Source organism: Sphingobium yanoikuyae (assembly GCF_013001025.1).
GTDB lineage: Bacteria > Pseudomonadota > Alphaproteobacteria > Sphingomonadales > Sphingomonadaceae > Sphingobium > Sphingobium yanoikuyae_A.
The window spans coordinates 3,153,772-3,175,086 of record NZ_CP053021.1 but is presented as its reverse complement, the minus strand read 5'-3'; the positions used below and the strand labels follow the sequence as shown (position 1 = coordinate 3,175,086).

At 64.6% G+C, this 21,315-nt stretch carries 21 protein-coding genes; 16 read left to right on the top strand and 5 right to left on the bottom strand.

Features of this window, described 5'->3' with window-relative positions; all coding sequences use genetic code 11:
• Positions 1–8 precede the first annotated feature (8 nt).
• From HH800_RS15430 to HH800_RS15385, 10 genes are all read left to right on the top strand, one after another.
• Positions 9–2,051, top strand: a complete 2,043-nt coding sequence (locus HH800_RS15430) for a protein-disulfide reductase DsbD family protein (protein ID WP_169861586.1) — start codon at positions 9–11, stop codon at positions 2,049–2,051.
• Entirely contained in the window at positions 2,051–2,788 is a 738-nt protein-coding gene (locus tag HH800_RS15425) for a TlyA family RNA methyltransferase (RefSeq protein WP_169861585.1), read from the top strand. The genes HH800_RS15430 and HH800_RS15425 overlap by 1 nt, the downstream gene beginning before the upstream one ends.
• 88 nt (positions 2,789–2,876) lie before the next feature.
• Positions 2,877–3,941, top strand: coding sequence for an efflux RND transporter periplasmic adaptor subunit (locus HH800_RS15420; RefSeq protein WP_037510228.1), 1,065 nt, complete (start codon positions 2,877–2,879; stop codon positions 3,939–3,941).
• Positions 3,942–3,945: 4 nt separating this feature from the next.
• Positions 3,946–7,050 carry an efflux RND transporter permease subunit gene (locus HH800_RS15415; protein WP_169861584.1) on the top strand — a complete coding sequence of 1,035 codons (3,105 nt, stop codon included), beginning with the start codon at positions 3,946–3,948 and terminating at the stop codon, positions 7,048–7,050.
• Positions 7,051–7,068: 18 nt separating this feature from the next.
• The gene (locus tag HH800_RS15410) at positions 7,069–7,617 is read left to right on the top strand and encodes a TspO/MBR family protein (protein WP_169861583.1); all 549 of its coding nucleotides are present in this window, start codon (positions 7,069–7,071) and stop codon (positions 7,615–7,617) included.
• A gap of 40 nt (positions 7,618–7,657) precedes the next feature.
• A complete protein-coding gene (locus HH800_RS15405; protein WP_004211090.1) occupies positions 7,658–7,969 on the top strand; it encodes an accessory factor UbiK family protein in 312 nt (103 codons plus the stop codon).
• Between the two features lie 42 nt (positions 7,970–8,011).
• On the top strand, positions 8,012–8,518 hold the full coding sequence (locus HH800_RS15400) for a YbjN domain-containing protein (protein WP_004211091.1): 507 nt from the start codon (positions 8,012–8,014) through the stop codon (positions 8,516–8,518).
• Positions 8,519–8,520: 2 nt separating this feature from the next.
• A complete protein-coding gene (locus HH800_RS15395; protein ID WP_169861582.1) occupies positions 8,521–9,336 on the top strand; it encodes a pyrroline-5-carboxylate reductase family protein in 816 nt (271 codons plus the stop codon).
• Positions 9,337–9,398: 62 nt separating this feature from the next.
• On the top strand, positions 9,399–9,902 hold the full coding sequence (locus tag HH800_RS15390) for an asparaginase domain-containing protein (RefSeq protein ID WP_004211094.1): 504 nt from the start codon (positions 9,399–9,401) through the stop codon (positions 9,900–9,902).
• An 81-nt stretch (positions 9,903–9,983) separates the two neighbouring features.
• Entirely contained in the window at positions 9,984–10,229 is a 246-nt protein-coding gene (locus HH800_RS15385) for a hypothetical protein (protein WP_004211096.1), read from the top strand.
• Positions 10,230–10,267: 38 nt separating this feature from the next.
• Here HH800_RS15385 and HH800_RS15380 read toward each other — a convergent pair whose 3' ends face one another.
• From HH800_RS15380 to HH800_RS15365, 4 genes are all read right to left on the bottom strand, one after another.
• A complete protein-coding gene (locus HH800_RS15380) occupies positions 10,268–11,425 on the bottom strand; it encodes a pyridoxal phosphate-dependent aminotransferase (protein ID WP_169861581.1) in 1,158 nt (385 codons plus the stop codon).
• A gap of 145 nt (positions 11,426–11,570) precedes the next feature.
• The gene (locus tag HH800_RS15375) at positions 11,571–12,098 is read right to left on the bottom strand and encodes a CarD family transcriptional regulator (protein ID WP_004211100.1); all 528 of its coding nucleotides are present in this window, start codon (positions 12,096–12,098) and stop codon (positions 11,571–11,573) included.
• A 246-nt stretch (positions 12,099–12,344) separates the two neighbouring features.
• Positions 12,345–12,683 (bottom strand): ferredoxin FdxA, encoded by a 339-nt coding sequence (gene fdxA, locus HH800_RS15370; protein ID WP_004211101.1) that lies wholly within the window; start codon positions 12,681–12,683, stop codon positions 12,345–12,347.
• Between the two features lie 160 nt (positions 12,684–12,843).
• Entirely contained in the window at positions 12,844–13,524 is a 681-nt protein-coding gene (locus HH800_RS15365; protein ID WP_029547626.1) for an OmpA family protein, read from the bottom strand.
• A 147-nt stretch (positions 13,525–13,671) separates the two neighbouring features.
• Here HH800_RS15365 and HH800_RS15360 point away from each other — a divergent pair, with 147 nt between their 5' ends.
• Both HH800_RS15360 and HH800_RS15355 read left to right on the top strand, forming a co-directional pair.
• On the top strand, positions 13,672–14,988 hold the full coding sequence (locus HH800_RS15360) for a hemolysin family protein (RefSeq protein WP_169861580.1): 1,317 nt from the start codon (positions 13,672–13,674) through the stop codon (positions 14,986–14,988).
• 2 nt (positions 14,989–14,990) lie between these two features.
• Entirely contained in the window at positions 14,991–15,797 is an 807-nt protein-coding gene (locus tag HH800_RS15355) for a kinase (protein ID WP_169861579.1), read from the top strand.
• Positions 15,798–15,835: 38 nt separating this feature from the next.
• Here the strand turns inward: HH800_RS15355 and HH800_RS15350 are convergent, their stop codons facing one another.
• Positions 15,836–16,462 (bottom strand): c-type cytochrome, encoded by a 627-nt coding sequence (locus HH800_RS15350; protein WP_017500238.1) that lies wholly within the window; start codon positions 16,460–16,462, stop codon positions 15,836–15,838.
• A 172-nt stretch (positions 16,463–16,634) separates the two neighbouring features.
• Between HH800_RS15350 and HH800_RS15345 the strand changes: the two genes are divergently transcribed.
• The 4 genes from HH800_RS15345 to HH800_RS15330 all read left to right on the top strand — a co-directional run bounded on the left by HH800_RS15345 (position 16,635) and on the right by HH800_RS15330 (position 21,286).
• A complete protein-coding gene (locus HH800_RS15345; protein WP_037517683.1) occupies positions 16,635–17,525 on the top strand; it encodes a prephenate dehydratase in 891 nt (296 codons plus the stop codon).
• 467 nt (positions 17,526–17,992) lie between these two features.
• A complete protein-coding gene (locus HH800_RS15340; protein ID WP_169861578.1) occupies positions 17,993–19,981 on the top strand; it encodes an AAA family ATPase in 1,989 nt (662 codons plus the stop codon).
• 130 nt (positions 19,982–20,111) lie between these two features.
• Positions 20,112–20,852 carry a sterol desaturase family protein gene (locus HH800_RS15335; RefSeq protein WP_169861577.1) on the top strand — a complete coding sequence of 247 codons (741 nt, stop codon included), beginning with the start codon at positions 20,112–20,114 and terminating at the stop codon, positions 20,850–20,852.
• A complete protein-coding gene (locus HH800_RS15330; RefSeq protein WP_169861576.1) occupies positions 20,849–21,286 on the top strand; it encodes a DUF2141 domain-containing protein in 438 nt (145 codons plus the stop codon). The genes HH800_RS15335 and HH800_RS15330 overlap by 4 nt, the downstream gene beginning before the upstream one ends.
• Positions 21,287–21,315 lie beyond the last annotated feature (29 nt).

Genomic DNA, 21,315 nt, shown 5'->3' with positions numbered 1-21,315 from the left:
GAGGCCCGATGCGGATTTTTCAAGTCATATTCATGACGCTCGCCATGCTGGCAGGGCTGTCGATCGCATCGCCGGCGGTACAGGCTCAGGGCGCTTTTGGCGGCGGCCCGGCGCATATCGCCGCGCAACTGATGGCCGAAAGTGCGGTGCCCGCGCCCGGCAAGGGGACGACCATCGCCTTTGCCATGAGGCCGGAAAAGGGCTGGCACGGCTATTGGGAAAATCCGGGCGACGCGGGCCTGGGCATGACCGTTACCTGGACCCTGCCCAAGGGCGTGACGATCGGCGCGCTGCGCTATCCGGTGCCCGAGACGCTGCTGATTTCGGGCCTGATGAACCATGTCTATGAAGGCCCCTATGCGGTGCTCGCCAATCTGAGCGTCGCGCCGGACGTGGCGGCCGGCACCCGCCTGCCGGTCCGGGTGAAGGCGGAATGGCTGGCCTGCACCGACAAGATCTGTGTGCCCGAAAGCGGTGAACTGGCGCTGGAACTGGTCGCGGGCGACGGCAAGGCCGTGCCGGCGATGCAGGCCCGCTTCGATGGCTGGCGCGGCCATCTGCCCCGGCCGCTGGGCAGCGAGGCTACCTATCAGATCGTCGACGGCAAGCTGCGCCTGTCGGTGCCGTTCCCGGCCGATGCGCAGGCGCGCGAGGTTCACCTCTTCCCGTTGAGCGACGGGCTGGCCCGCTTCGCCGCCGCGCAGAAGGTCAGCCGCGAGGGCGACCGGCTGCTGGTCGAGACGGAGGCGGGCGAGGGTTTCAAGGGCGGCGCTGCGCAGGCGGTGCTGCGCACCGGCGACCATGTCGGCTTCCTGCTGAGCGCCAAGCCCGGCGAGGTCGCGGCGATCGCGTCCAAGGGGCTGGCGGACACGGTCCTGCTGGCGCTGGGCGGGGCGATATTGGGCGGGCTGCTGCTCAACGTCATGCCCTGCGTCTTCCCGATCCTGGGGTTGAAGGCACTGAGCCTGGCCAAGGCGGGCGGCGACGAGCGGGCGGCGCGTCGCGAGGCGCTGGCTTACACCCTTGGCGTGATCGTCGCCTGTCTGGCTTTGGGCGGTCTTTTGCTCGGACTTCGTGCTGGTGGCGCGGCGCTGGGCTGGGCGTTCCAGTTGCAACGGCCCGAGATTATCATCCTGTTGCTTCTGCTCGTGACGGCCATAGCGCTCAATCTTGCCGGTCTGTTCGACCTGCCCGCTTTTGGTGGTGGCGATCGATTGACCCGCCAGCAAGGCGCGGCCGGTGCCTTCTGGACCGGCGCGCTGGTCGCCTTCGTTGCGACGCCCTGCACCGGGCCGTTCATGGGCGCGGCGATGGGCACGGCGCTGGTGCTGCCCCTGGGCGCGGCACTGGCGATTTTTGCCGGCCTTGGCCTTGGTCTGGCGCTGCCCTTCCTGTTGCTCGCTTATCTGCCGGCTTTGCGCAATCGCCTGCCACGTCCTGGTGCGTGGATGGGCCGCTTGCAGCGTATCCTGTCGATCCCGATGTTCCTGACAGCCTTGGGCCTTGCTTGGCTGTTGTGGCGGCAGCGGGGCTTGGAGGGCTTGAGCATTGGTTTCTTCGCCGTGCTGGTGTTCGGCGGTGCGTTGGCATTCTATGGCGAAAGGCAGCGATCCGGAAAAAAGGGCGGCATGACATGGCTGGTTGGCGCTGCCCTGATCTGCGTTGTTGCCATAGCCTCGGTGCCCTATGCCGACCCTCGCCTCCAACATCAGGATGAAGGCAACGTCGTCGCCTTCGACGCGGAAAAGCTCGATGGGCTGCGCGCCGCGAACAAGCCGGTCTTTCTCTATTTCACCGCCGACTGGTGCCTGACCTGCAAGGCCAATGAGGCCGCCGCGATCGAGCGGGCGGAGGTGCGCGCGGCGTTCGAGAAGGCGGGCGTCACCGTCATGATGGGCGACTGGACCAATGCCGATCCGGCGATTACCCGCTTCCTCGAAGCGCAGAGCCGTTCGGGCGTGCCGCTCTACCTCTGGTACGCACCGGGCAAGGAGGCCCAGACATTGCCGCAGCTACTGACCCCGTCGACCCTCACCGGACTGGTGCGCTGATGGCCAAGATTCGTGCCGACCAGTTGCTCGTCGACAATGGCCTCGCCGAAAGCCGCGCGCGGGCGCAGGCGCTGATCCTCGCCGGCCTGGTCTATCTGGGCGACAAGAAGGTGGAGAAGGCGGGGCAGCAGGTGGCGGCCGACGCCGAACTGGACGTGCGCGGGCGCGACCATCCCTGGGTCTCGCGCGGCGGCATCAAGCTTGCCCATGCGATCGATGAATATGGCATCGACGTCACCGGTTTCGTCGCGATCGACGTCGGCAGCTCGACCGGCGGCTTTACCGACGTGCTGCTGACCAAGGGCGCGGCAAAGGTCTATGCCGTCGACAGCGGCACCAACCAGCTTGCGTGGAAGCTGCGCTCCGATGATCGCGTCATCGTCCATGAGCAGACCAGCGCGCGTATCCTGACCGACGCCCACATAACCGAGCCGGTCGACATCATCGTGTGCGACGCCAGCTTCATCAGCCTGGCCAAGGTGCTGGAAAAACCGATCGGCTTCGCCCGGCCCGGCGCGCAGATGGTCGCGCTCATCAAGCCGCAGTTCGAGGCAGGGCGCGAGGAAGTGGGCAAGGGCGGGGTGGTGCGCGATCCTGCCATCCACCAGCGCGTCTGCGACGAAGTCGCTGCCTGGGTCCGTGAGAAGGGCTGGGAAGTGCTTGGAATCACGACCAGTCCGATCACCGGGCCACAAGGCAATGTCGAATTTCTGATTCACGCGCGGCTTGGCGGATAATCGCGCCAGCTTCGTTACCCGCCCTGCGATACATTTTGACACATTCCATGCGGTTGTGTCCGTCACAAAGGCCCGTTAGCCCCTCGTCATGCGCTCGACCCTGCCTGTCATTCTCGTTGCCCTTTGTCTTGCCGGTTGCGGCGGGGAGAAGGAAAAGAAAGCTCGCCCGCCGGCGCTGGTGGAGGCGGTGGCGATTGCGCCCACCCGCTTCACCGACAATGTCGAGGCGGTCGGCACCGCGCTCGCCAATGAGCAGGTGATATTGTCCGCGCCGGTGACCGAGCGGATCGACGTGCTGAACTTCACCGATGGCGGTTTCGTGTCCAAGGGGCAGGTGATCGCCCGCATGGCCGTGGGCCAGGAAAAGGCCGAGCTGGCCGCCGCCGAGGCGACCGCGCTGCAGGCCGATCAGCAGTTGAAGCGCATCCAGGCGCTCAAGTCGCGCGGCTTTGCCACCGGCGCCACGGTCGAGCAGCAGATCGCGCTCGCCAGCAGCGCTCGCGCCAATGCCGACCTCGCCCGTGCCGGCATCGGCGACCGCACCATTCGTGCGCCGTTCAGCGGTTGGGTCTCGCTGCGCACGGTCTCGCCCGGCGCGGTCATCACCGCCGGCACCGCGATCGCCACGGTGAGCGACATTTCGCGGATCAAGCTGGACTTCACCGTGCCCGAGACGCGGCTGTCGATGATCCGCGAGGGCATGCCGATCAAGGCACTGTCCGCCGCCTGGCCCGACCGGCCGTTCAATGGCACGATCGCAACGATCGACCCGGTGATTGATCCCGCCACGCGCGCCGTGCGGGTCCGCGCGATCATGCCCAATCCCGACAAGGCGCTGAAGCCCGGCATGCTGCTGACGGTCAGCGTCTTCTCGCGCGAGCGCCAGTCGCTGGGCGTGCCCGAACTGGCCGTGATCGGCGATGGCGACGAGCGTTTCGTCTTCGTGCTGGACGGTCGCACCGCCAAGCGGACCAAGGTCGAAACCGGCATCCGCCAGAACGGCCTGGTCGAGATTTTGGGCGGCGTGAAGGCCGGCCAGCAGATCGTGACCGAGGGCGTGGTGAAGCTGACCGATGGCGCGCCGGTGCGCCTGGCCGGCGACAAGAAGGGTGATGACGACAAGGGCGGCAAGGCCGCCAAGGCCGCCGGCTAAGCCGATGCAGCTGTCCGATCTCTCGGTCCGCCGGCCGGTCTTTGCGGCGGTGGTCGCGGTGCTGATGTGCATCGTTGGCCTGGTCGGCTATTTCAGCCTGTCGGTCCGCGAATATCCCGATACCGATCCGCCGATCGTCTCGGTCGAGACGACCTATACCGGCGCCGCCGCGTCGGTGGTGGAAACCCGCATCACCCAGCAGATCGAGGATGCGGTCGCGGGCGTGCAGGGCATCCAGACCATCACCTCGACCTCGCAGGACGGCACGTCCAACATCAATATCGAGTTCGATCCCTCGCGCGACATCGACAGCGCCGCCAATGACGTGCGCGACCGTGTCGGGTCGGTGACGCAGGATCTGCCCGAGGACGCGCTGGCGCCCGAGATCCGCAAGGTCGATTCCGACGCGCGATCGATCCTGTTCCTCGCCTTCTCGCGCCCCGGCTGGTCGCCGATCCAGATCAGCGACTATCTCGACCGCAACATTGCCGACCGCTTCGCCGCGATCGACGGCGTCGCCCGCGTCACCATCGGCGGCGAGGCGCGTCCGTCGACCCGTATCTGGTTCAACGCGGAAAAGCTGGCCGCCTTCGGCCTGACACCGGCCGATGTCGAGGCAGCGCTGCGCACCCAGAATGTCGAGCTGCCCGCCGGCCGTTTTGAATCGAAGGACCAGAACCAGACGCTGCGCGTCGAGCGGCCCTTCGCCACGCCGGACCAGTTCGCGCAGCTGGTCGTGGGCCGGGGCGAGGATGGCTATCAGGTGAAGCTGGGCGATGTCGCCCGGATCGAGGAAGGGGCCGAAAACCCCTATAGCAGCTTCCGTTCCAACCAGGGCACGGCGATCGGCATCGGCATCATCCGCCAGTCGGGCGCCAACACGCTGGAAGTGGCGCAGAAGGCCAAGGCGCTGATCAAGGAGTTGGAGCCGACCCTGCCCAAGGGCATGAAGGTGGCGATCGGTACCGACGAATCCCTGTTCATCGAACGCGCGATCGACAATGTCTATGACACGCTGATCGAAGCGGCGCTGCTCGTCATCCTCGTCATCTTCCTGTTCCTGGGATCGGTGCGCGCGACGATCGTGCCGGCCGTGACGGTGCCGATCTGCCTGCTCGCCACCTGCGCGGTGATGTGGCTGCTCGGCCTGTCGATCAACCTGCTGACCCTGCTCGCCTTCGTCCTCGCCATCGGCCTGGTGGTCGACGACGCGATCGTGGTGCTGGAAAATGTCTATCACCGCGTCGAACAGGGCGAAGATCCGCTGGTCGCCGCCTATCTCGGCACGCGGCAGGTGGGCTTTGCCATTATCTCGACCACGCTGGTCGTCTGCGCCGTGTTCGTGCCGGTCATGTTCCTGGCCGGCCAGACCGGCCTGTTGTTCCGTGAACTCGCCATTGCAATGATCGCGGCGATCGGCTTTTCGGGCTTCATCTCCTTGAGCCTCGCGCCGATGCTCTGCTCCAAGCTGCTCAAGAATGCCGAGCGTGGCCGGCTGGCGCGCTGGGTCGATGATCGCTTCCAGCGGATCGAGCATGGCTATGGCCGCTGGCTCGACTGGACCTTGAAGAAACCTCTGATGCCGCTGCTGGGCGTCGCGATCTTCCTGGGCGTCGCCTTCTTCCTCTTCACCCGCCTGCCGGCCGAACTGGCCCCGGCCGAGGATACCGGCGTGGTCGAGGCCAATGTCAACGCGCCCGAAGGCACCGGCTTCGACCGGATGATGGCCTATATGCAGAAGATCGAGAATGATCTCGCCTTCCTGCGCAAGGATGGCACGCTGCAGAATCTGGTGATCCGCACCCCCGGCGGCTTCGGCACCACCGACGATTACAATAACGGCAATGTCATCGCCTTCCTGCGGCCGTGGGAAGACCGCACCATCACCACGGCGGAAGTCGCGACCATCATCAACAAGGTGATCGCCGATCAGCCGGGCGTGCGCGGCAATGCGGCGCCGCGATCGGGCCTGGGCCGTGGTCGCGGCCTGCCGGTCAATATCGTGCTGGCCGGCTCCACCTATGAAGGGCTGGTGGCGGCGCGCGACCGCATCATGCTGGCGGCGGCGAGCTATCCGGGCCTCATCAACCTCGACAGCGATTATAAGGAAACCAAGCCGCAGATGCGGATCGAAACCGATCTGCAGCGCGCCGGCGACCTGGGCGTGTCGGTGAACGATGTCAGCCAGGCGCTGCAGAGCCTGCTCGGTTCGCGCCGGGTCACCACCTATGTCGACCGCGGCGAGGAATATCGCGTGCTGGTGCAGGCGGAGCGGGACGGGCGCCAGACGCTCGCTGATCTGGAACGTATCCAGGTGCGCAGCCGCAGTGGCGTGCTGGTGCCGCTGTCGGCGGTCGTGACCGTGCGCGAAGTGGCCGGCCCGCGTCAGCTCAACCGCTATAACAAGCTGCGCGCCATCACCCTGACCGCCGCGCTGGCGCCGGGGACGTCGCTGGGGCAGGGGCTGGCCTTCCTGGAGGATCAGGCGCGCCAGTCGCCCGAGGTGCTGGCGATCGGCTATCGTGGCGAAAGCCAGTCGCTGCGTGAGACTGGCGGGTCGATCTGGATCGTCTTCGGCCTCACCATCCTGATCGTCTATCTGTTGCTCGCGGCCCAGTTCGAAAGCTTCATCCATCCCGGCGTCATCATCGCGACGGTGCCGCTGGCGGTGGCGGGCGGCGCGCTGGGCCTGGCGATCACCGGCGGGTCGATCAACCTCTACAGCCAGATCGGCATCGTCATGCTGGTCGGCCTGGCGGCCAAGAACGGGATCCTGATCGTCGAGTTCGCCAACCAGTTGCGCGACGAGGGGATGGAGATTGCCGAGGCGATCCGCGAGGCGGCCAAGCGGCGTCTGCGCCCGATCCTGATGACGTCGATCGCGACCGTCATCGGCGCCGTGCCACTGGTGCTGCGCGGCGGGGCCGGTGCGGCGGCGCGCCATTCGATCGGCGTGGTGATCGTGTTCGGGGTCAGCCTGGCGACGCTCATCACCCTGTTCCTCATTCCCATTTTCTATTCGCGCGTTGCCAAGCGCACGGTTTCTCCGCAAACCGTTGGTCGCAAACTGGATTCGGCGCTCAAGGATTCGCCCGAACCCGCCGAATAGCTTGGAGCTGCGTTGCCGATGAACGAGATCGCGTCCCAGGGTCAGTTGCGTCTTGCCTATCTGCGCTGGGCGTTGGTCACGGTGCCCGCGATCGTCTTTCTCGGCTTCCTGTCGGGCAGGCTTGCCAATAGCGGTTTTGGCAATCGCTGGTTCGCCTCGCTCAACCTGCCGGCGCTGATGCCGCCGGGTTGGGCCTTCGCCGTCGCCTGGACGATCCTCTATATACTGATGGCGCTGGCCTTCGCGATCGTGCTGCATGCGCGCGGGGCCAGGGGGCGGGGAGCGGCGGTCGCGCTGTTCCTGGTGCAACTGGCGCTCAACCTTGCCTGGTCGCCGCTCTTCTTTCGCGCGCATCAGGTCGGTGCGGCGCTGGGGCTGATCCTTGTGCTGGCGCTGCTGGTGGCGCTCACCACCGCCCTGTTCTGGCGGATCCGTCCTTTTGCCGGTGCGTTGATGTTGCCCTATCTGGTCTGGCTGGTCTTTGCCTCCTACCTCAACTATGAGGTCGGCCGCCTGAACCCGGATGCGCACAGGCTTGTCGCGCCGGCACTCCAGACCCAGATATGATTTCGGCGCATCCACGCGCCTGATACGAGGATAGACGATCATGCAGAGCGAGAACCGCTTTTTCGACGACCTGGCCAAGCTGGTGAACGGCGCTGCCGGCACGGTCGCGGGCATGACCCGCGAGTTCGAATCCAATGCGCGCGAACGCGCCAAGGAATGGATCGGCGGCGTCGACTTCGTCAGCCGCGAGGAATTTGACGCGGTCAAGGCGATGGCGGCCGCCGCGCGCGAGGAAGTCGAACTGCTCAAGGCCCGCCTCGACGCGCTGGAAGGCAAGGCGCCCGAGCCGGTCACCAAGACCGTGCGCGCCGCCAAGACGAAAGCTGTGGATAAGGATGCGGGCGCCGAGTAAGCGCCCTGTCCTTTCGCCGCTTGCGGTGATAAAGGCGCGCCGATGATGGATAGCGACGAATTTGAGAATGGCGGCCATGAGGCCGCGCCGATCGACATGCTGGCGGCCTTTTACGAGGCGCATGGCTGGAGCTATGAGCAGGTCGGCGAGGACGAGATCGTCGCGAGCACCCAAGGGTCGTGGGCGCAATATGAGCTGCGCGGCATCTGGCGCGATGAGGATCAGGTGCTGCAGCTTCTCGCGCTGCCCGACATCCGCGTCAATGACGACAAGCGCGCCGTCATCTACGAGACGCTGGGCCTGATCAACGAACAGCTCTGGCTCGGCCATTTCGAACTGTGGTCGTCGAGCGGCATCATCCTGTTCCGCCATGGCGCCTTGCTGGGGCAGGGTGGCACGCTGACGCTGGACCAGGCGCAGGTGCTGATCGAGACTGCGATCGACGAGTGCGAGCGTTTCTATCCGGTGTTCCAGTTCGTCCTGTGGGGCGGCAAGAGCCCGAGCGAGGCGATCAGCGCGAGCCTGATCGAAACCCGCGGCGAAGCCTGACCATGACCATTGCCTGCTGGCCCGAACATCTTTTCCTTGTCGGCTGCGGCAACATGGCCGGGCAGATCCTGACCCGCTGGCTGGCCTGCGGCCTCGATCCCGCCCGCGTCACCGTGCTGCGGCCGAGCGGCAAGCCGGTGGCGCAGGGCGTGACCGTCGTTACCGCCTATCCCGACGCGCTGCCGGCCGGCACCACCGTGCTGCTGGGCATGAAGCCCTATCAGATTGCCGACGTGGCGGCGGGGCTTGCGCCGCTGCTGACGGCGGAAACGCGGCTGGTGTCGATCCTGGCCGGCACGCCGATTGCCGATCTGCGTCGCCATTTCCCGGCGCCGCGCGATGTCGTCTGCGCCATGCCCAATCTGCCGGTCGGGCTGGGCGAAGGCGTGGTGGCGCTCTGCACCGATGCGGCGACGGATGCGGTAGCCAAGGCCGACATCGCCGCGCTGATCGCGCCGCTGGGTCTGGCCGAATGGATGGGGGGCGAAGCCCTGTTCAATCAGGTGACGGCCCTGTCGGGCTGCGGCCCGGCCTTCCTGTTCCGCTTCATCGATGCGCTGTCGCGCGCCGGCGAGGCGCTGGGCATTCCCGCCGATCAGGCCGCACGCATGGCGCTGGCCACGGTGCAGGGATCGGCGAACATGGCCGCGCGCGCCAGCGTCAGCCCGGCGACCCTGGCGGATCAGGTCGCCAGCCCCGGCGGCATGACGCGCCAGGGCCTCAATGTGCTGGACGCCGACAATCGCCTGCTCGACCTTCTGACCGACACGCTGGTCGCCGCGCGCGACCGGGGTGCGGCGATGGCGCGGGGCGAATAGGGACGGTTCCGGTCCGCGCCATTATCCGTTAAGGGGGCGCGATCGATATACGGAGTCCGTTCATGCTGTCCCCCGAAACCCCCATCCTGCTGCTCACCACCGGTGGCACGATCGACAAGGTCTATTTCGACGCCCTGTCCGACTATCAGGTCGGCGAGACGGTGATGGCCAAGCTGTTGCAGGTGGCACGGGTCAAGCGGCCCTTCCGCATCGAGGAAATCACCCGCAAGGACAGCCTGGAACTGGACGACACGGATCGTGCGCTGATCGCCGCCCGCGTTGCCGCCGCGCGCGAGAAGCATATCGTCATCACTCATGGCACCGACACCATGACCGAGACGGCCAAGCTGTTGCAGGACATTCCCGGCAAGACCGTGGTGCTGGTCGGCGCGCTGGCGCCGGCGCGCTTTGGTGAGAGCGACGCGAGCTTCAACCTTGGCATGGCCTTTGCCACCGCGCAGGTCGCCGAACCGGGCGTCTACATCACCATGAGCGGATCGGTGTTCCGCGCCGACAAGGTGGTCAAGGACCGCGCCAAGGGCGCTTTCGTCCCGACCGGCGAGTAAGGCGGGCCAGCGGGGCGGCTGAAACCTTTGCCCGCTCTCCGGCATTGTTGCCCCCATGGGGTGACAAAGAGGAGAGACTATATGGCAGATTATCAGGAACGCCCGGCGCCCACGACGACCATCATCGAAAAGCGCAGCGGCGGCGGTGGCACGACCATCGCGATCCTGTTGCTGGTCGTGGTGGTGGCGGTTGCCGCCTTCTTCCTGATCAGCAGCCAGACCCGCAAGGATGATGCCGTGTCGAGCGCGGCGAGCCAGGTCGGTCAGGCCGCAAGCGATGTCGGCGACGCCGCCAAGGATGCCGCCGACAGCGTGAAGGGCAATTGATCCAAAGGGCCGGCTTCCACAGCGAAGCCGGTCCTTTTTCAGACCATGATCTTGTCGAGCGCAGCGCAGAAGGCCTGCATGTCGGCCATGGAGCCGACGGTGACGCGCGACATGGTGGGCCAGGGCGCCCAGTTGCGGCCGATGCCGACACCCGCCGCCAGGAACTGGGCCTGCACGCCGGCCGCCGGCTTGCCCCAGTCGACCATGAACATGTTGGCGTCGGACGGAATGAACTTGACCCCGCGCTTGGTGAGATGGGCGAAGGTGAAGTCGCGCGCCGCGATCATCTCGGCCCGGCGCTGCTCGATCAGCGCCTTCTGCGTCAGCGCCACGGTGCCGCACACGACCGAAGGCAGGGGCAGGTTGGTCGACATGCGCTTGCCGTCATAGCGCATCATCCTGGCATGCAGGTCCGGCCGCGCGATGGTGGCGCCCAGCCGCATGCCGGCCATGCCGAACAGCTTGGAGAAGGTGCGCAGCACGATCACGTCCTTGCCCTGCGCAACCAGCGGCGCGGCCGACTGGCCGTGCGAGAAATGGAGATAGGCCTCGTCCACCAGGACGATCGATCCGGCCGGCTTGTTGGCGACCAGCCATTCGATGTCGGCCACCGGCGTCAGCGTGCCGGTAGGGTTGTTGGGCGAGCAGATATAATAGAGGCCGGCGTCCGGATTGGCAGCCAGCATCGCCTTCACGTCGTGGCGATAATCGGGCGTCAGCGGCACCTTCGTCACCTTGGCGCCGGCCCATTCCGCCGTGCCCCAGGGCTGTTCATAGCTGACATCGGCGGTCACCAGCCCCTTTTGCGGCGAGCAGAAGGCGACGACGATGCGCGAGAGCGGGTCGCTGGACCCTGGCCAGGGCAGGACATGGTCGACCGGCACGCCCTCGATGGTCGCGAGCGTCTTCTTGAAGTCGGTGACTTCGGTGCCGGGGTGATAGAAATTGGCGTGTGAGACGATCTTCGCCGCGGCGGCCTGGGCGACGGGGAAGGGGCCGGTCCAGCATTCGTTGGAGCCGATCCGCACCTTGGGGAAATTGCCTTCTTCGGGGCCGTCATTGCGCTGCGCCCAGACCGGGGTGCCGGCGGTGGCGACCGCCACGCCCGCGCCCAGCACGCCCAATATGCGGGCGGCGTCGCGGCGCGAATAGCCGCGCTGGATCAGATCCTGCTGCGCGTCATTCTGGTCGGTCATGGCTATTCCCCTATGCGTCCTGAAGAACGGTTCGGGGGAGTCAACGGACGAGGGCGGGATTCCCGCAATGGCCCTGCCGTAACGAAGAAGGGCGCCCTCTGGGAGGGCGCCCTTCATCATGTTTCAGCCTGTTCGGGCGAAGCGATCAACCTTCGACCTTGGCATATTTCGGCGCGGCCTCATTGAGGATGCGCAGGATCTTCTGCAGCGCAGTGGGCTCGTCGGTCTCTTCCATCGCGGCGAGTTCGCGGGCGAGGCGGCTGGAAGCGGCCTCGAAGATCTGGCGCTCGGAATAGCTCTGCTCGGGCTGGTCGTCGGCACGGAACAGGTCGCGGGTCACTTCTGCGATCGACACCAGGTCGCCCGAATTGATCTTCGCTTCATATTCCTGGGCGCGGCGCGACCACATGGTGCGCTTGACCTTGGGCTTGCCCTTCAGGGTTTCCATCGATTCCTCCAGCGTCTTGTTGGAGGACAGCTTGCGCATGCCGACGCCTTCGGCCTTGTTGGTGGGAACGCGCAGCGTCATGCGCTCCTTTTCGAAACGGAGCACATACAGCTCCAGTTCCATGCCCGCGATCTGCTCCTTTTGGAGTTCGATCACACGGCCCACGCCGTGCTTGGGGTAAACGACATAATCACCAACGTCAAAGGACAGCGCCTTGGCAGCCATTTGAAACCTTTCTATTCAACCGGGGAACGGGCCGTCGCGGGGCAGGTGCAGCAGGGGCACGAGTCGGGGAAAGTCCGCGGCGTCACCGTCAAGACATGATGCGAATACTCCAGGACGAACGCGACCATGTTCGTCCGCTGGGCGCTATTTAGCAGATTCGTAACAAAATTGCCACCCCCGGACACAAAGTCTGGGGGTGCGGCACAAAATGGGACGCTGTGCCTTGATGGCGCAGGATAATATCGATCAGCTGCCCTCGCCGGGTTCGGGCGAGAAGAACTGCTCCAGCTTGTTCTCTACGCCGCTCATCGCGTCGGCGTCAGCCGGGGCCTCGCCCTTGACCGTGATGTTGGGCCATTCGGCCGAATATTTGGTGTTGAGTTCCAGCCACTTTTCGAGGCCGTTCTCGGTGTCTGGCAGGATCGCCTCCGCCGGGCATTCCGGTTCGCACACGCCGCAGTCGATGCACTCGTTGGGATTGATGACCAGCATGTTCTCGCCCTCGTAGAAACAGTCCACGGGGCAGACCTCGACGCAATCCATATATTTGCAGCGGATGCAGTTGTCGGTCACGACATAGGTCATTGTCAGGGCACTCTTTGGGTTGCGACAGCGGCGGCCCTGCTATGCCCGGCGCGCGCGAAGGTCAATGAGGATAATGTTGACGGGCGCGTAGGGGCGGTTTTGTGCTGTCGGCAGCGCAGATGGTCGGTCGGGCCGCCCGTTCGAGCGGCCCGAGCCATCCTCAGCTGCGCACGTCGGATTCGGTGACGGGCGAGATCTTGATTTCGACGCGACGGTTGGCGGCCTTGCCTTCCTCGGTCGCATTCGACGCGATCGGCTGGGTTTCGCCAAAGCCGCGCGTGGCGATGCGGGCCGACTGGACACCATGGCTGGTCAGATAGCCAGCGACCGACTGGGCGCGGCGTTCCGACAGCGTCTGGTTATAGGCGTCCGACCCGTCGCTGTCGGTGTGACCATATACGTCGATATAGGTCTTGGGATATTGCGACAGGATCGAGGACACCTCGTCCAGCGTGGGGCGGAACTGCGGCTGGACGCTGGCGTCGTTGAAGGCGAAGGTGATGCCCGAGGGCATGCGCAGCAGCAGGTCGTCGCCCTGGCGGATCACGTCGACGCCGCTGCCGGCGGTCTGCTGGCGCAGCTTGCGCTCCTGTTCGTCCATATAGGAGCCGATGCCGGCGCCCGCGATCGCGCCGATGCCGGCGCCCAGGATCTTTTCGGTGCGGTCATGCCGGCCGCCGACCAGATCGCCCAGCAGATAGCCGCCCAGCGCGCCGCCGATGCCGCCGATCGCCGCCTTCGACATGCGCTTCTGCCCGGTTTCCGGGTCGGTGGTGCAGGCCGTGGTGGTCAGCATCGCGGCCAGGCCGGCCGCCATCATGATCCGGTGCGAAATCCTCATTCTTCTATTCCCTTGTCCTTGGCATCCGCATGGATGGATGCATCCCTAATAACCCAGGCGATGGATTGTTCCACAAGTGAACTGAACGGGCGATGATGGGATGGTTGTGAAAACGAAAGAATAAAGGTTATAGGGGAGGGGACCACCATGGCCACGATCCCCCCTCCCGCTCCGACGCCCTTCCCCTGGGTAGACCTCATCATCATCCTGGCGCTGGTCGCGCTGAACGGCGTCTTCGCGATGTCGGAGCTGGCCATCGTGTCCGCGCGCAAGCCACGGCTGCAGGCGATGGAGAAGGCGGGCAAGCGCGGCGCCAAGTCGGCGTTGCAGCTGGCGGCGGACCCCGGCAAGTTCCTGTCGACGGTGCAGATCGGCATCACCCTGATCGGCATCATTTCGGGCGCCTATTCGGGCGCCAGCCTTGGCGGGCCGACCGGCGAGCGGCTGGCGGCGCTGGGCCTGTCGCCCAATATGGCCGAAAATCTGGGTTTTGCGCTGGTCATCGGCCTCACCACCTATGCCTCGCTGATCATCGGCGAACTGGTGCCCAAGCAGTTCGCGCTGCGTCAGCCCGAGCCGATCGCGGTGCTGGTGGCGACGCCGATGCTGTATCTGGCCAAGCTGACCGCGCCGGTGGTGTGGGTGCTCGACAAGTCGAGCGGCCTCATCTTCAAGCTGCTGGGGCTGGACCGCGAATCCGAACATCATGTCACGGTGGAGGAACTGCATCTGATCGTCGCCGAGGCGAGCCGGTCGGGCATCATCGAGGAAAGCGAGCGGGCGATCATATCCGGCGTGGTGCGGCTGGCCGACCGGCCGGTGCGCGAGGTGATGACCCAGCGCATGGATGTCGACTGGATCGACATCAACGCCGACGAGGAAACAGTACGCCTGCGCCTGCTGGAAACGCCGCATACCCGCCTGCCGGTGGGGCGTGGATCGGTGGAGGACATTATCGGCATCGTCCAGGCGCGCGACATCATGACCGCGCTATTCCGGGGCGAGGCGCTGAATATCGAGGCGCTGCTGCGCAAGGCGGAGGTCGTGCCCGATCAGGTCGACGCGATGGATGCGCTGGAAGTGCTGCGCAAGTCCGACGTGCCGATGGTGATGGTGCATGACGAATATGGGCATTTCGAGGGGATCGTGACCCCGGCCGACCTGCTGTCCGCCATCGCCGGCCATTTCGCATCCGACCGCGACGTCTATGACGAGCCTGACATCGTCGAGCGCGAGGATGGGAGTCTGCTGGTGTCGGGGCAGATGCCGATCGACCAGCTGGCCGAGAAGATCGACATCAACCTGTCCGAGGACCGCGATTATGCGACGGTCGCGGGCCATGTGCTGTGGCTGCTCAAGCGCCTGCCGGAAGTCGGCGACTATGCCGAGGATCAGGGCTGGCGCTTCGAGATTGTCGACATGGACGGACGCAAGATCGACAAGCTGCTGGTCGCGCAGCTCTGACCGTGGCGGCGACGGCGCTCGATGCGGTCGATCGCCTGGCGCTGCGCCTGCTGGAAGAGAAGGACGGCCTGGCCGTGCTGGGCCTGTGCGGGGCGCAGGGCAGCGGCAAGAGCACATTGGCGCAGGCGCTGCAGGCGCGCATGGGCGCGCGGGGCGTGGCGAGCGCGATCCTGTCGATCGATGATCTGTATCTGAAGAAGGCTGAGCGGGAAGTGCTCGCCGGGACTGTGCATCCGCTGCTGCGGACACGGGGCGTGCCGGGGACGCATGATGTCGCGCTGGGCTTGCGGGTGCTGGATGCGCTGGCGGCGGGGCGGGCGGCGTGCTTGCCGCGGTTCGACAAGGCGGTGGATGATCGCTTGCCTGAAAACGCGTGGCCGCAGGCCGAGGCAGGGCTGCGGCTGCTGATCCTGGAGGGCTGGTGCGTGGGCGCGTGGGCGCAGGCGGCAGGTGGCCTGGATGTTCCGGTCAATGCGCTGGAGCGGGACGAGGATGGCGACGGGCGCTGGCGGCGCTTCGTCAATGATGCGCTGGCGGGCGAGTATCAGGCGCTGTTCGGGCGGATCGATGCGCTGGCGCTGCTGGCGGCGCCGGGGTTCGACGTGGTGCAGGGCTGGCGGACGCAGCAGGAGGCGGCATTGCGCGCGCCCGGCGGCGGCAGTGCGGTGATGAACGATGCGCAGGTCGCCCGCTTCATCCAGCATTATGAGCGGCTGACCCGGCATATATTGGCGGAAATGCCGGCGCGGGCCGATCTGGTCGTGGCGCTGGATGCCCAGCGCGGCGCGACGGCGGTTCGCAGCCGATAGGAGAAGGGCGCCGCCACCGGCCGCGCCCTTCCAGAAATTTACTGCGCCGCGTTCTCGGCCGGGGCTTCGGTCGCGTTGGCGGCAGCATTGTCGCCGCCTTCGGCCGGGGCTGCATTGTCGGCCGCAGCGGGCGCGGCATCGGCGGCGGGCAGGGGGAGGTTGGACCCCTGCGTGTTCAGCCAGGCGATCAGGTTGGCGCGATCGGCCGGGTTGGAGAGGCCGGCAAAGGTCATCTTGGTGCCGGGGGCAAATTCACGCGGGCTCTTCAGCCAATGGTCGAGATTGTCGAAGCTCCATTCGCCGCCCTTGCTCTTGAGCGCTTCGGAGAAGGCGAAGCCGCCCTTGCCCTGGCCGATGCCTTCGCCGACGGTGGCATAGAGATTGGGGCCGATGCCGTTGGCGCCGCCCTGGTTGACGGTGTGACAGGCGGCGCATTTCGCGAACACCTTCTCGCCGGCCGCGACATCCGCGCTGGCAAGCAGGGTGTTGAGGCCGGGGCCGCTGTCGCCGCCGCCTTCGCCTTCCACCTCGACGCCCTCGATCGCATAGCCCATCTTTTCGGGCCGTTCATCGTGGAAATATTTGGAACTGACGATCGCGCCACCTAGCGCGATGATGCCTGCAAACAACGCCCACCCTGCAACGGTGTTGAATCGATCGCCCATCCGCAGATTTCCCTCGCATCTTTGTTATGGAGGCTGTCGTGCGCTCCCCCACTTAAGCACTTGCCATAATGGGGGATAGGCCGGGGTGCAACCCGCCGTGGCGCTTTTCGAGCGGTGCCGCCCCGCCGATGCTTGCGCGCGATCCCCCAACTGCCTAAGCGCGCAGGCAAGCATGGAAAATTATCCCGCCCCCGCTCGCGCGCTGGTCGCCGACATGTCGCAAAAGGCCGCTGCCGATCCGGCGCGCGCCGTCGCCTATCAGGGCGCGCCCGGTGCCAATTCGCACCTGGCCGCGCTTGGCTACGCCCCCGATTGCGTGCCGCTGCCCTGCTTTGCGTTCGAGGATGCGATCGACGCTGTGCGGGGTGGCCTTGCCGCCCGGGCGATCATTCCGATCGAGAACAGCCTGCACGGCCGCGTCGCCGACATGCATTTCCTGCTGCCCGAATCCGGGCTGCACATCGTCGACGAATATTTCCTGCGCATCCGCCACTGCCTGATGGCGCCCGACACGGTGCCGGTGAAGAGCGCGATCAGCCATCCGCAGGCGCTGGGCCAGTGCCGCCATTATCTGCGCGAGCGCGGCATCCAGCCGGTCGCCTATGCCGACACCGCCGGCGCCGCCGCGCTGGTGGCGGAGACGCGGGCGCCGGGCGAGGGAGCGATCGCCCCCTATCTGGCCGCCGAAATCTATGGCCTGCGCCTGATCGCCGAGAATATCGAGGATAGCGACGACAATATGACCCGCTTCCTGGTGCTGGCGCGCGAGCCCAAGGCGCCGGCGGCTGGCGTCGGCCCGGTCATGACCACCTTCCTGTTCGAGGTGAAGAATATCCCGGCCGCGCTCTACAAGGCGATGGGCGGCTTTGCGACCAATGGCGTCAACATGACCAAGCTGGAAAGCTACCAGCGCGGCGCCAGCTTTGCCGCGACCGAATTCTATTGCGATATCGAAGGGATGCCGGGTGACCCGGCGGTCGACCGCGCGCTCGCCGAGCTGGAATTCCACACCAAATGGGTGCGCGTGCTGGGCAGCTACCGCCAAGCCCGCCCCCGCACCTGACCGCCGCGCCCGATAAAGGGCGGTTTCAGGGTCACGCCTGGGTCGCTCCAGGGTCACGGTGCGAAGTTCACAGTGTCGTGACGCGACGTTATCGGCGTTTTGCGGCCTTTTCGCGCCTGCCACGCGCCGCCGACGCGCCTGTTGGATCACATCCGGGTCATGGCGACGCGACACCAGGGGCACGGTGACGCGCCTGTTGGGTTGCGGGGGTGGCGGCGCATCGGTGCGCGCGCAGGGGCGGGATCGCGGCTGCTCCATCGCGGAGGATAGATCAGAGATTGCGCGAGTAGGAAAGCGGAGGTGGATTGAGCTGACTGCGGACTGACAGTTTTAATGTGGTCAATTTAGAAAAGAGGCCATTCACACCCGGTAACATGTCCGCTGTGGCGCAACGTAACCAAAGAAGCTTTCTCTCATCAATGCTTGCTGTAAAAATACGGTAAAATTCTAAGTTGAGGATTCGTTGAGTGCAGCTTTCGTTCAAGCAACCGCATTTATCTTTATCGGCGTTTCCCGATATAGAGATTCCCCCATTTACGGTGATTGTTGGACTTAATGGCAGCGGCAAGAGTCATCTGTTGCAGGCAATTGCTAGTGGTCGCGTTGCTAATTCGGTGGTCGCAACACAGCCCGATCCTAATGGTAACGCCAAACCGCTCATAAAACTTCTTGGTCAGGATGGTCGAGCACTCGACCTGGGTCAAGCCTATAGCACTGCGCAAGGCGGGGGCGACCCCGTGTCGATCATGATGGGCAATTTCGAGCAAACGCGGCTGAACCTATTGGCTGCGCAGCGCGCGTCGCTTGATGAAGCTGCAAATCACCGGCTCTCGGAAATATTACAGCCGGGAGAAGATGTCTGGCGACTTGGAGCAAAGGAGGTCGCCCATAGGCTAGGCAAAGCGGATGCCAGTCCGATCGAAGCTATTTTCGTGGCAGCGGAGCGAGCGTTGATAACGCCCGATCAGGGGGCGCAACGCATGATGCAACGCAATCCGGGGATGCAGCCGGCGCAGATGCAGGCGGTCGCGCAGCGGGTCGCAGCGAAATTGGGTATCCCACCTTTGCATGTGAACACGATGCAGATGAAGCTATTCGCGCCATGGGGCAATACGGATCAGTTCTCGACTAATCTGCCGCTCTTGTTCGGCAAATATCGTGACGCTCTTGTCCAGAACCGACTGCTACGAATGAGCGACGCCGAGCGCGGTACAGAAACCGCTATGAGTGAAGAGGGTTTTGTAGCGAGTTTTGGTAGCCCGCCATGGGATCAAATAAACGAGACGCTCGCTGCGTTCGCATTGCCTTACGAAGTCACTCCACCGAGCCTTTTTAATTTCGATCCAGTCACTGTAAATCTCAAAAAGGTAGGGACGGGCGATGTTGTAAGCCCGCAAAACCTCTCATCTGGTGAGAAAGTATTGCTGCAATTTGCAGTCTCTTCATTCCATTACGATGAGCACTTCATGTCGGTGTCACGGCCGCAAATTCTGTTGTTGGACGAGATGGACGCTTCGCTTCATCCTGAAATGGTTAATAGGTGGCTTGGGGCGATCCAGCATGGTTTGGTTGAAGCGCAAGGTCTTCATTGCATTATAACGACGCACTCGCCCACCACTGTCGCTCTCGCTCCCGATGAATCTTTGTTTGAGATGAGGGATGGGCACTCAGGGCTAACCAAAATTTCCAAGCAAGATGCCCTCAACAGGCTAACCTTTGGTGTTCCGACACTTTCGATAAACTATTCCGGTCGTAGGCAGGTTTTCGCGGAAAGCGATACCGATGCCGCGATCTATGAAAGTGTTTACGCACTCATTAAGGCGCACGCTCGATGCGAACGCGAATTAAACTTTCTGTCGACGGGATTGCGCGACAAAGACAACGGTGAAATCAATGCGGGCTGCACTATCGTCAAGCAGACGGTTGATCGCCTAGCCAGCCTTGGCAACTCATCGATCTTCGGCATTATCGATTGGGACGGGGAGGCGGTTTCTACAAATCGGATCAAGGTCGTGGCTGGCGGTGAGCGAAATGGCATTGAGAACGTTCTTCTTGACCCACTTCTAGTGGCTCTACTTTTGATGAAGGAGCGACGCCTTCCCGAAGGGCTTCAGGACATCGACCGTTTCACGGGAGCGCCGAGCCTTAGACCTTTAGAGCTTCAACGGCTGATCGATGCGATTCAGATGGAAGTGTTCCCCAATGAGACAGATCGCGTCGAAGTCTCCTACCTTGGTGGAGCAAAAGGGAACGTTCTTCGCGCGTACCTTGAAGCCGACGACCATACCCTTGAAGCTGCTCTCGCCGAAAAATTTCCGATACTAAACAAATGGAAGAATCGAGGTAGAGGCGAACTTGTGAAAGCAGTAATCGAGCATGTGTTATCAGAGCACACGCCTTTCTGCCCCGTCGCGCTGCCAACCGTTTTTGAAGCTATCGCGAATGCACCCGGCTAGTTAGCCGTCACCACTGGATTAGGCGATCGCTTTGGGGCTGTCTGACGCCACTAATTAATGTCCAACAGGCGCTGCCCAACCGTTTCCCCCTCCGCTTCCGCTCCCCCGCAATCGCCGCTATAGCCCCGCCATGGTCGCTGCGATCCTCTTGTCCGCGCTGGCGATGACGCTGATCGTCGGGGTGCGCTATCTGATTGCCAGTGGCGGTTTCGCGCTGGCGACAAGGCTGCGGCAGCCGGGCCTCTATCGCGGGCAGGGGCGGCAGATCGGGCGGGAGATTGGCTGGTCGCTGGCGTCGGCGGCGATCTATGGCATTCCCGCCGGTGTCGTCGCCTGGGGCTGGCAGGCGCGGGGGTGGACGCGCATCTATGAGGATGTCGGCCGCTATCCGCTCTGGTATCTGCCGGTGTCGGTGCTGCTCTATCTCGCCGCGCATGACACATGGTTTTACTGGACGCACCGGTGGATGCACGTGCCCCGGCTGTTCCGCATCGCCCATGCCGTCCATCATGCGAGCCGGCCACCGACCGCCTGGGCGGCGATGAGCTTTCATCCGTGGGAGGCGCTGACCGGGGCGGTGGTGATCCCGGCTTTGGTCTTCCTGATCCCGATCCATGTCGGCGCGCTGGGCGTGGTGCTGTCGATCATGACGATCATGGGCGTGTCCAACCATATGGGATGGGAGATGTTTCCGCGCTGGATGGTGCGCGGGCCGATCGGCCGCTGGCTGATCACCGCCAGCCATCATCAGCGGCATCATGAGCAATATCGGTGCAATTATGGCCTCTATTTTCGCGTCTGGGACCGGCTGTGCGGCACCGACCGGGGGCTGGGCGAATTTCGGGGCGATTTGAGGAAGGAACAGGCGTGATCGGTCGGGTGCTATTTGCGGTGGTGGCGTTGATCGGACTGGCGGGGGCGGCGCCGGTGGACCTGGCCCAGCCGATCAGCATGACGGCCGAGGGGCTGCGATCGGCCAAGGGGCGCATCCTGATCTGCGTGGCGCGATCGGCCGATTATTTCCCCGATTGCAGCAAGGATCCCGACAAGCGCCACCTGATCGTGGCGACGACGGGCAATGCCATCCCGCTCGGCAATCTGGCGCCGGGCGACTATGCGATCGCGATCATCCATGACGAAAATGGCAATGGCAAGCTGGATACCTTTGCCGGCATTCCGCGCGAGGGGGTGGGCTTTTCGCGCAATCCGGTGCTCCGCTTTGGCGCGCCCAGCTTCCGGTCGGCCGAGTTCGTAGTGAGCGGCGCGCCGGTGCGGCAGGCGATCCGGCTCAAATATTTCCTGTAAGGCGGCGCGCGCGCCCCGACTTGTCCAGC

Excerpts from the sequence above, each read along its gene's own strand:
- HH800_RS15380 (WP_169861581.1), bottom strand. The coding sequence starts at position 11,425 with ATGACCGACCAGAATGACGCGCAGCAGGATCTGATCCAGCGCGGCTAT.
- HH800_RS15360 (WP_169861580.1), top strand. The coding sequence starts at position 13,672 with ATGGCCACGATCCCCCCTCCCGCTCCGACGCCCTTCCCCTGGGTAGAC.
- HH800_RS15335 (WP_169861577.1), top strand. The coding sequence starts at position 20,112 with ATGGTCGCTGCGATCCTCTTGTCCGCGCTGGCGATGACGCTGATCGTC.
- HH800_RS15400 (WP_004211091.1), top strand. The coding sequence starts at position 8,012 with ATGATGGATAGCGACGAATTTGAGAATGGCGGCCATGAGGCCGCGCCG.
- HH800_RS15425 (WP_169861585.1), top strand. The coding sequence starts at position 2,051 with ATGGCCAAGATTCGTGCCGACCAGTTGCTCGTCGACAATGGCCTCGCC.
- HH800_RS15395 (WP_169861582.1), top strand. The coding sequence starts at position 8,521 with ATGACCATTGCCTGCTGGCCCGAACATCTTTTCCTTGTCGGCTGCGGC.
- fdxA (WP_004211101.1), bottom strand. The coding sequence starts at position 12,683 with ATGACCTATGTCGTGACCGACAACTGCATCCGCTGCAAATATATGGAT.
- HH800_RS15390 (WP_004211094.1), top strand. The coding sequence starts at position 9,399 with ATGCTGTCCCCCGAAACCCCCATCCTGCTGCTCACCACCGGTGGCACG.
- HH800_RS15375 (WP_004211100.1), bottom strand. The coding sequence starts at position 12,098 with ATGGCTGCCAAGGCGCTGTCCTTTGACGTTGGTGATTATGTCGTTTAC.
- HH800_RS15365 (WP_029547626.1), bottom strand. The coding sequence starts at position 13,524 with ATGAGGATTTCGCACCGGATCATGATGGCGGCCGGCCTGGCCGCGATG.
- HH800_RS15350 (WP_017500238.1), bottom strand. The coding sequence starts at position 16,462 with ATGGGCGATCGATTCAACACCGTTGCAGGGTGGGCGTTGTTTGCAGGC.
- HH800_RS15405 (WP_004211090.1), top strand. The coding sequence starts at position 7,658 with ATGCAGAGCGAGAACCGCTTTTTCGACGACCTGGCCAAGCTGGTGAAC.
- HH800_RS15410 (WP_169861583.1), top strand. The coding sequence starts at position 7,069 with ATGAACGAGATCGCGTCCCAGGGTCAGTTGCGTCTTGCCTATCTGCGC.
- HH800_RS15420 (WP_037510228.1), top strand. The coding sequence starts at position 2,877 with ATGCGCTCGACCCTGCCTGTCATTCTCGTTGCCCTTTGTCTTGCCGGT.
- HH800_RS15415 (WP_169861584.1), top strand. The coding sequence starts at position 3,946 with ATGCAGCTGTCCGATCTCTCGGTCCGCCGGCCGGTCTTTGCGGCGGTG.
- HH800_RS15430 (WP_169861586.1), top strand. The coding sequence starts at position 9 with ATGCGGATTTTTCAAGTCATATTCATGACGCTCGCCATGCTGGCAGGG.
- HH800_RS15385 (WP_004211096.1), top strand. The coding sequence starts at position 9,984 with ATGGCAGATTATCAGGAACGCCCGGCGCCCACGACGACCATCATCGAA.
- HH800_RS15345 (WP_037517683.1), top strand. The coding sequence starts at position 16,635 with ATGGAAAATTATCCCGCCCCCGCTCGCGCGCTGGTCGCCGACATGTCG.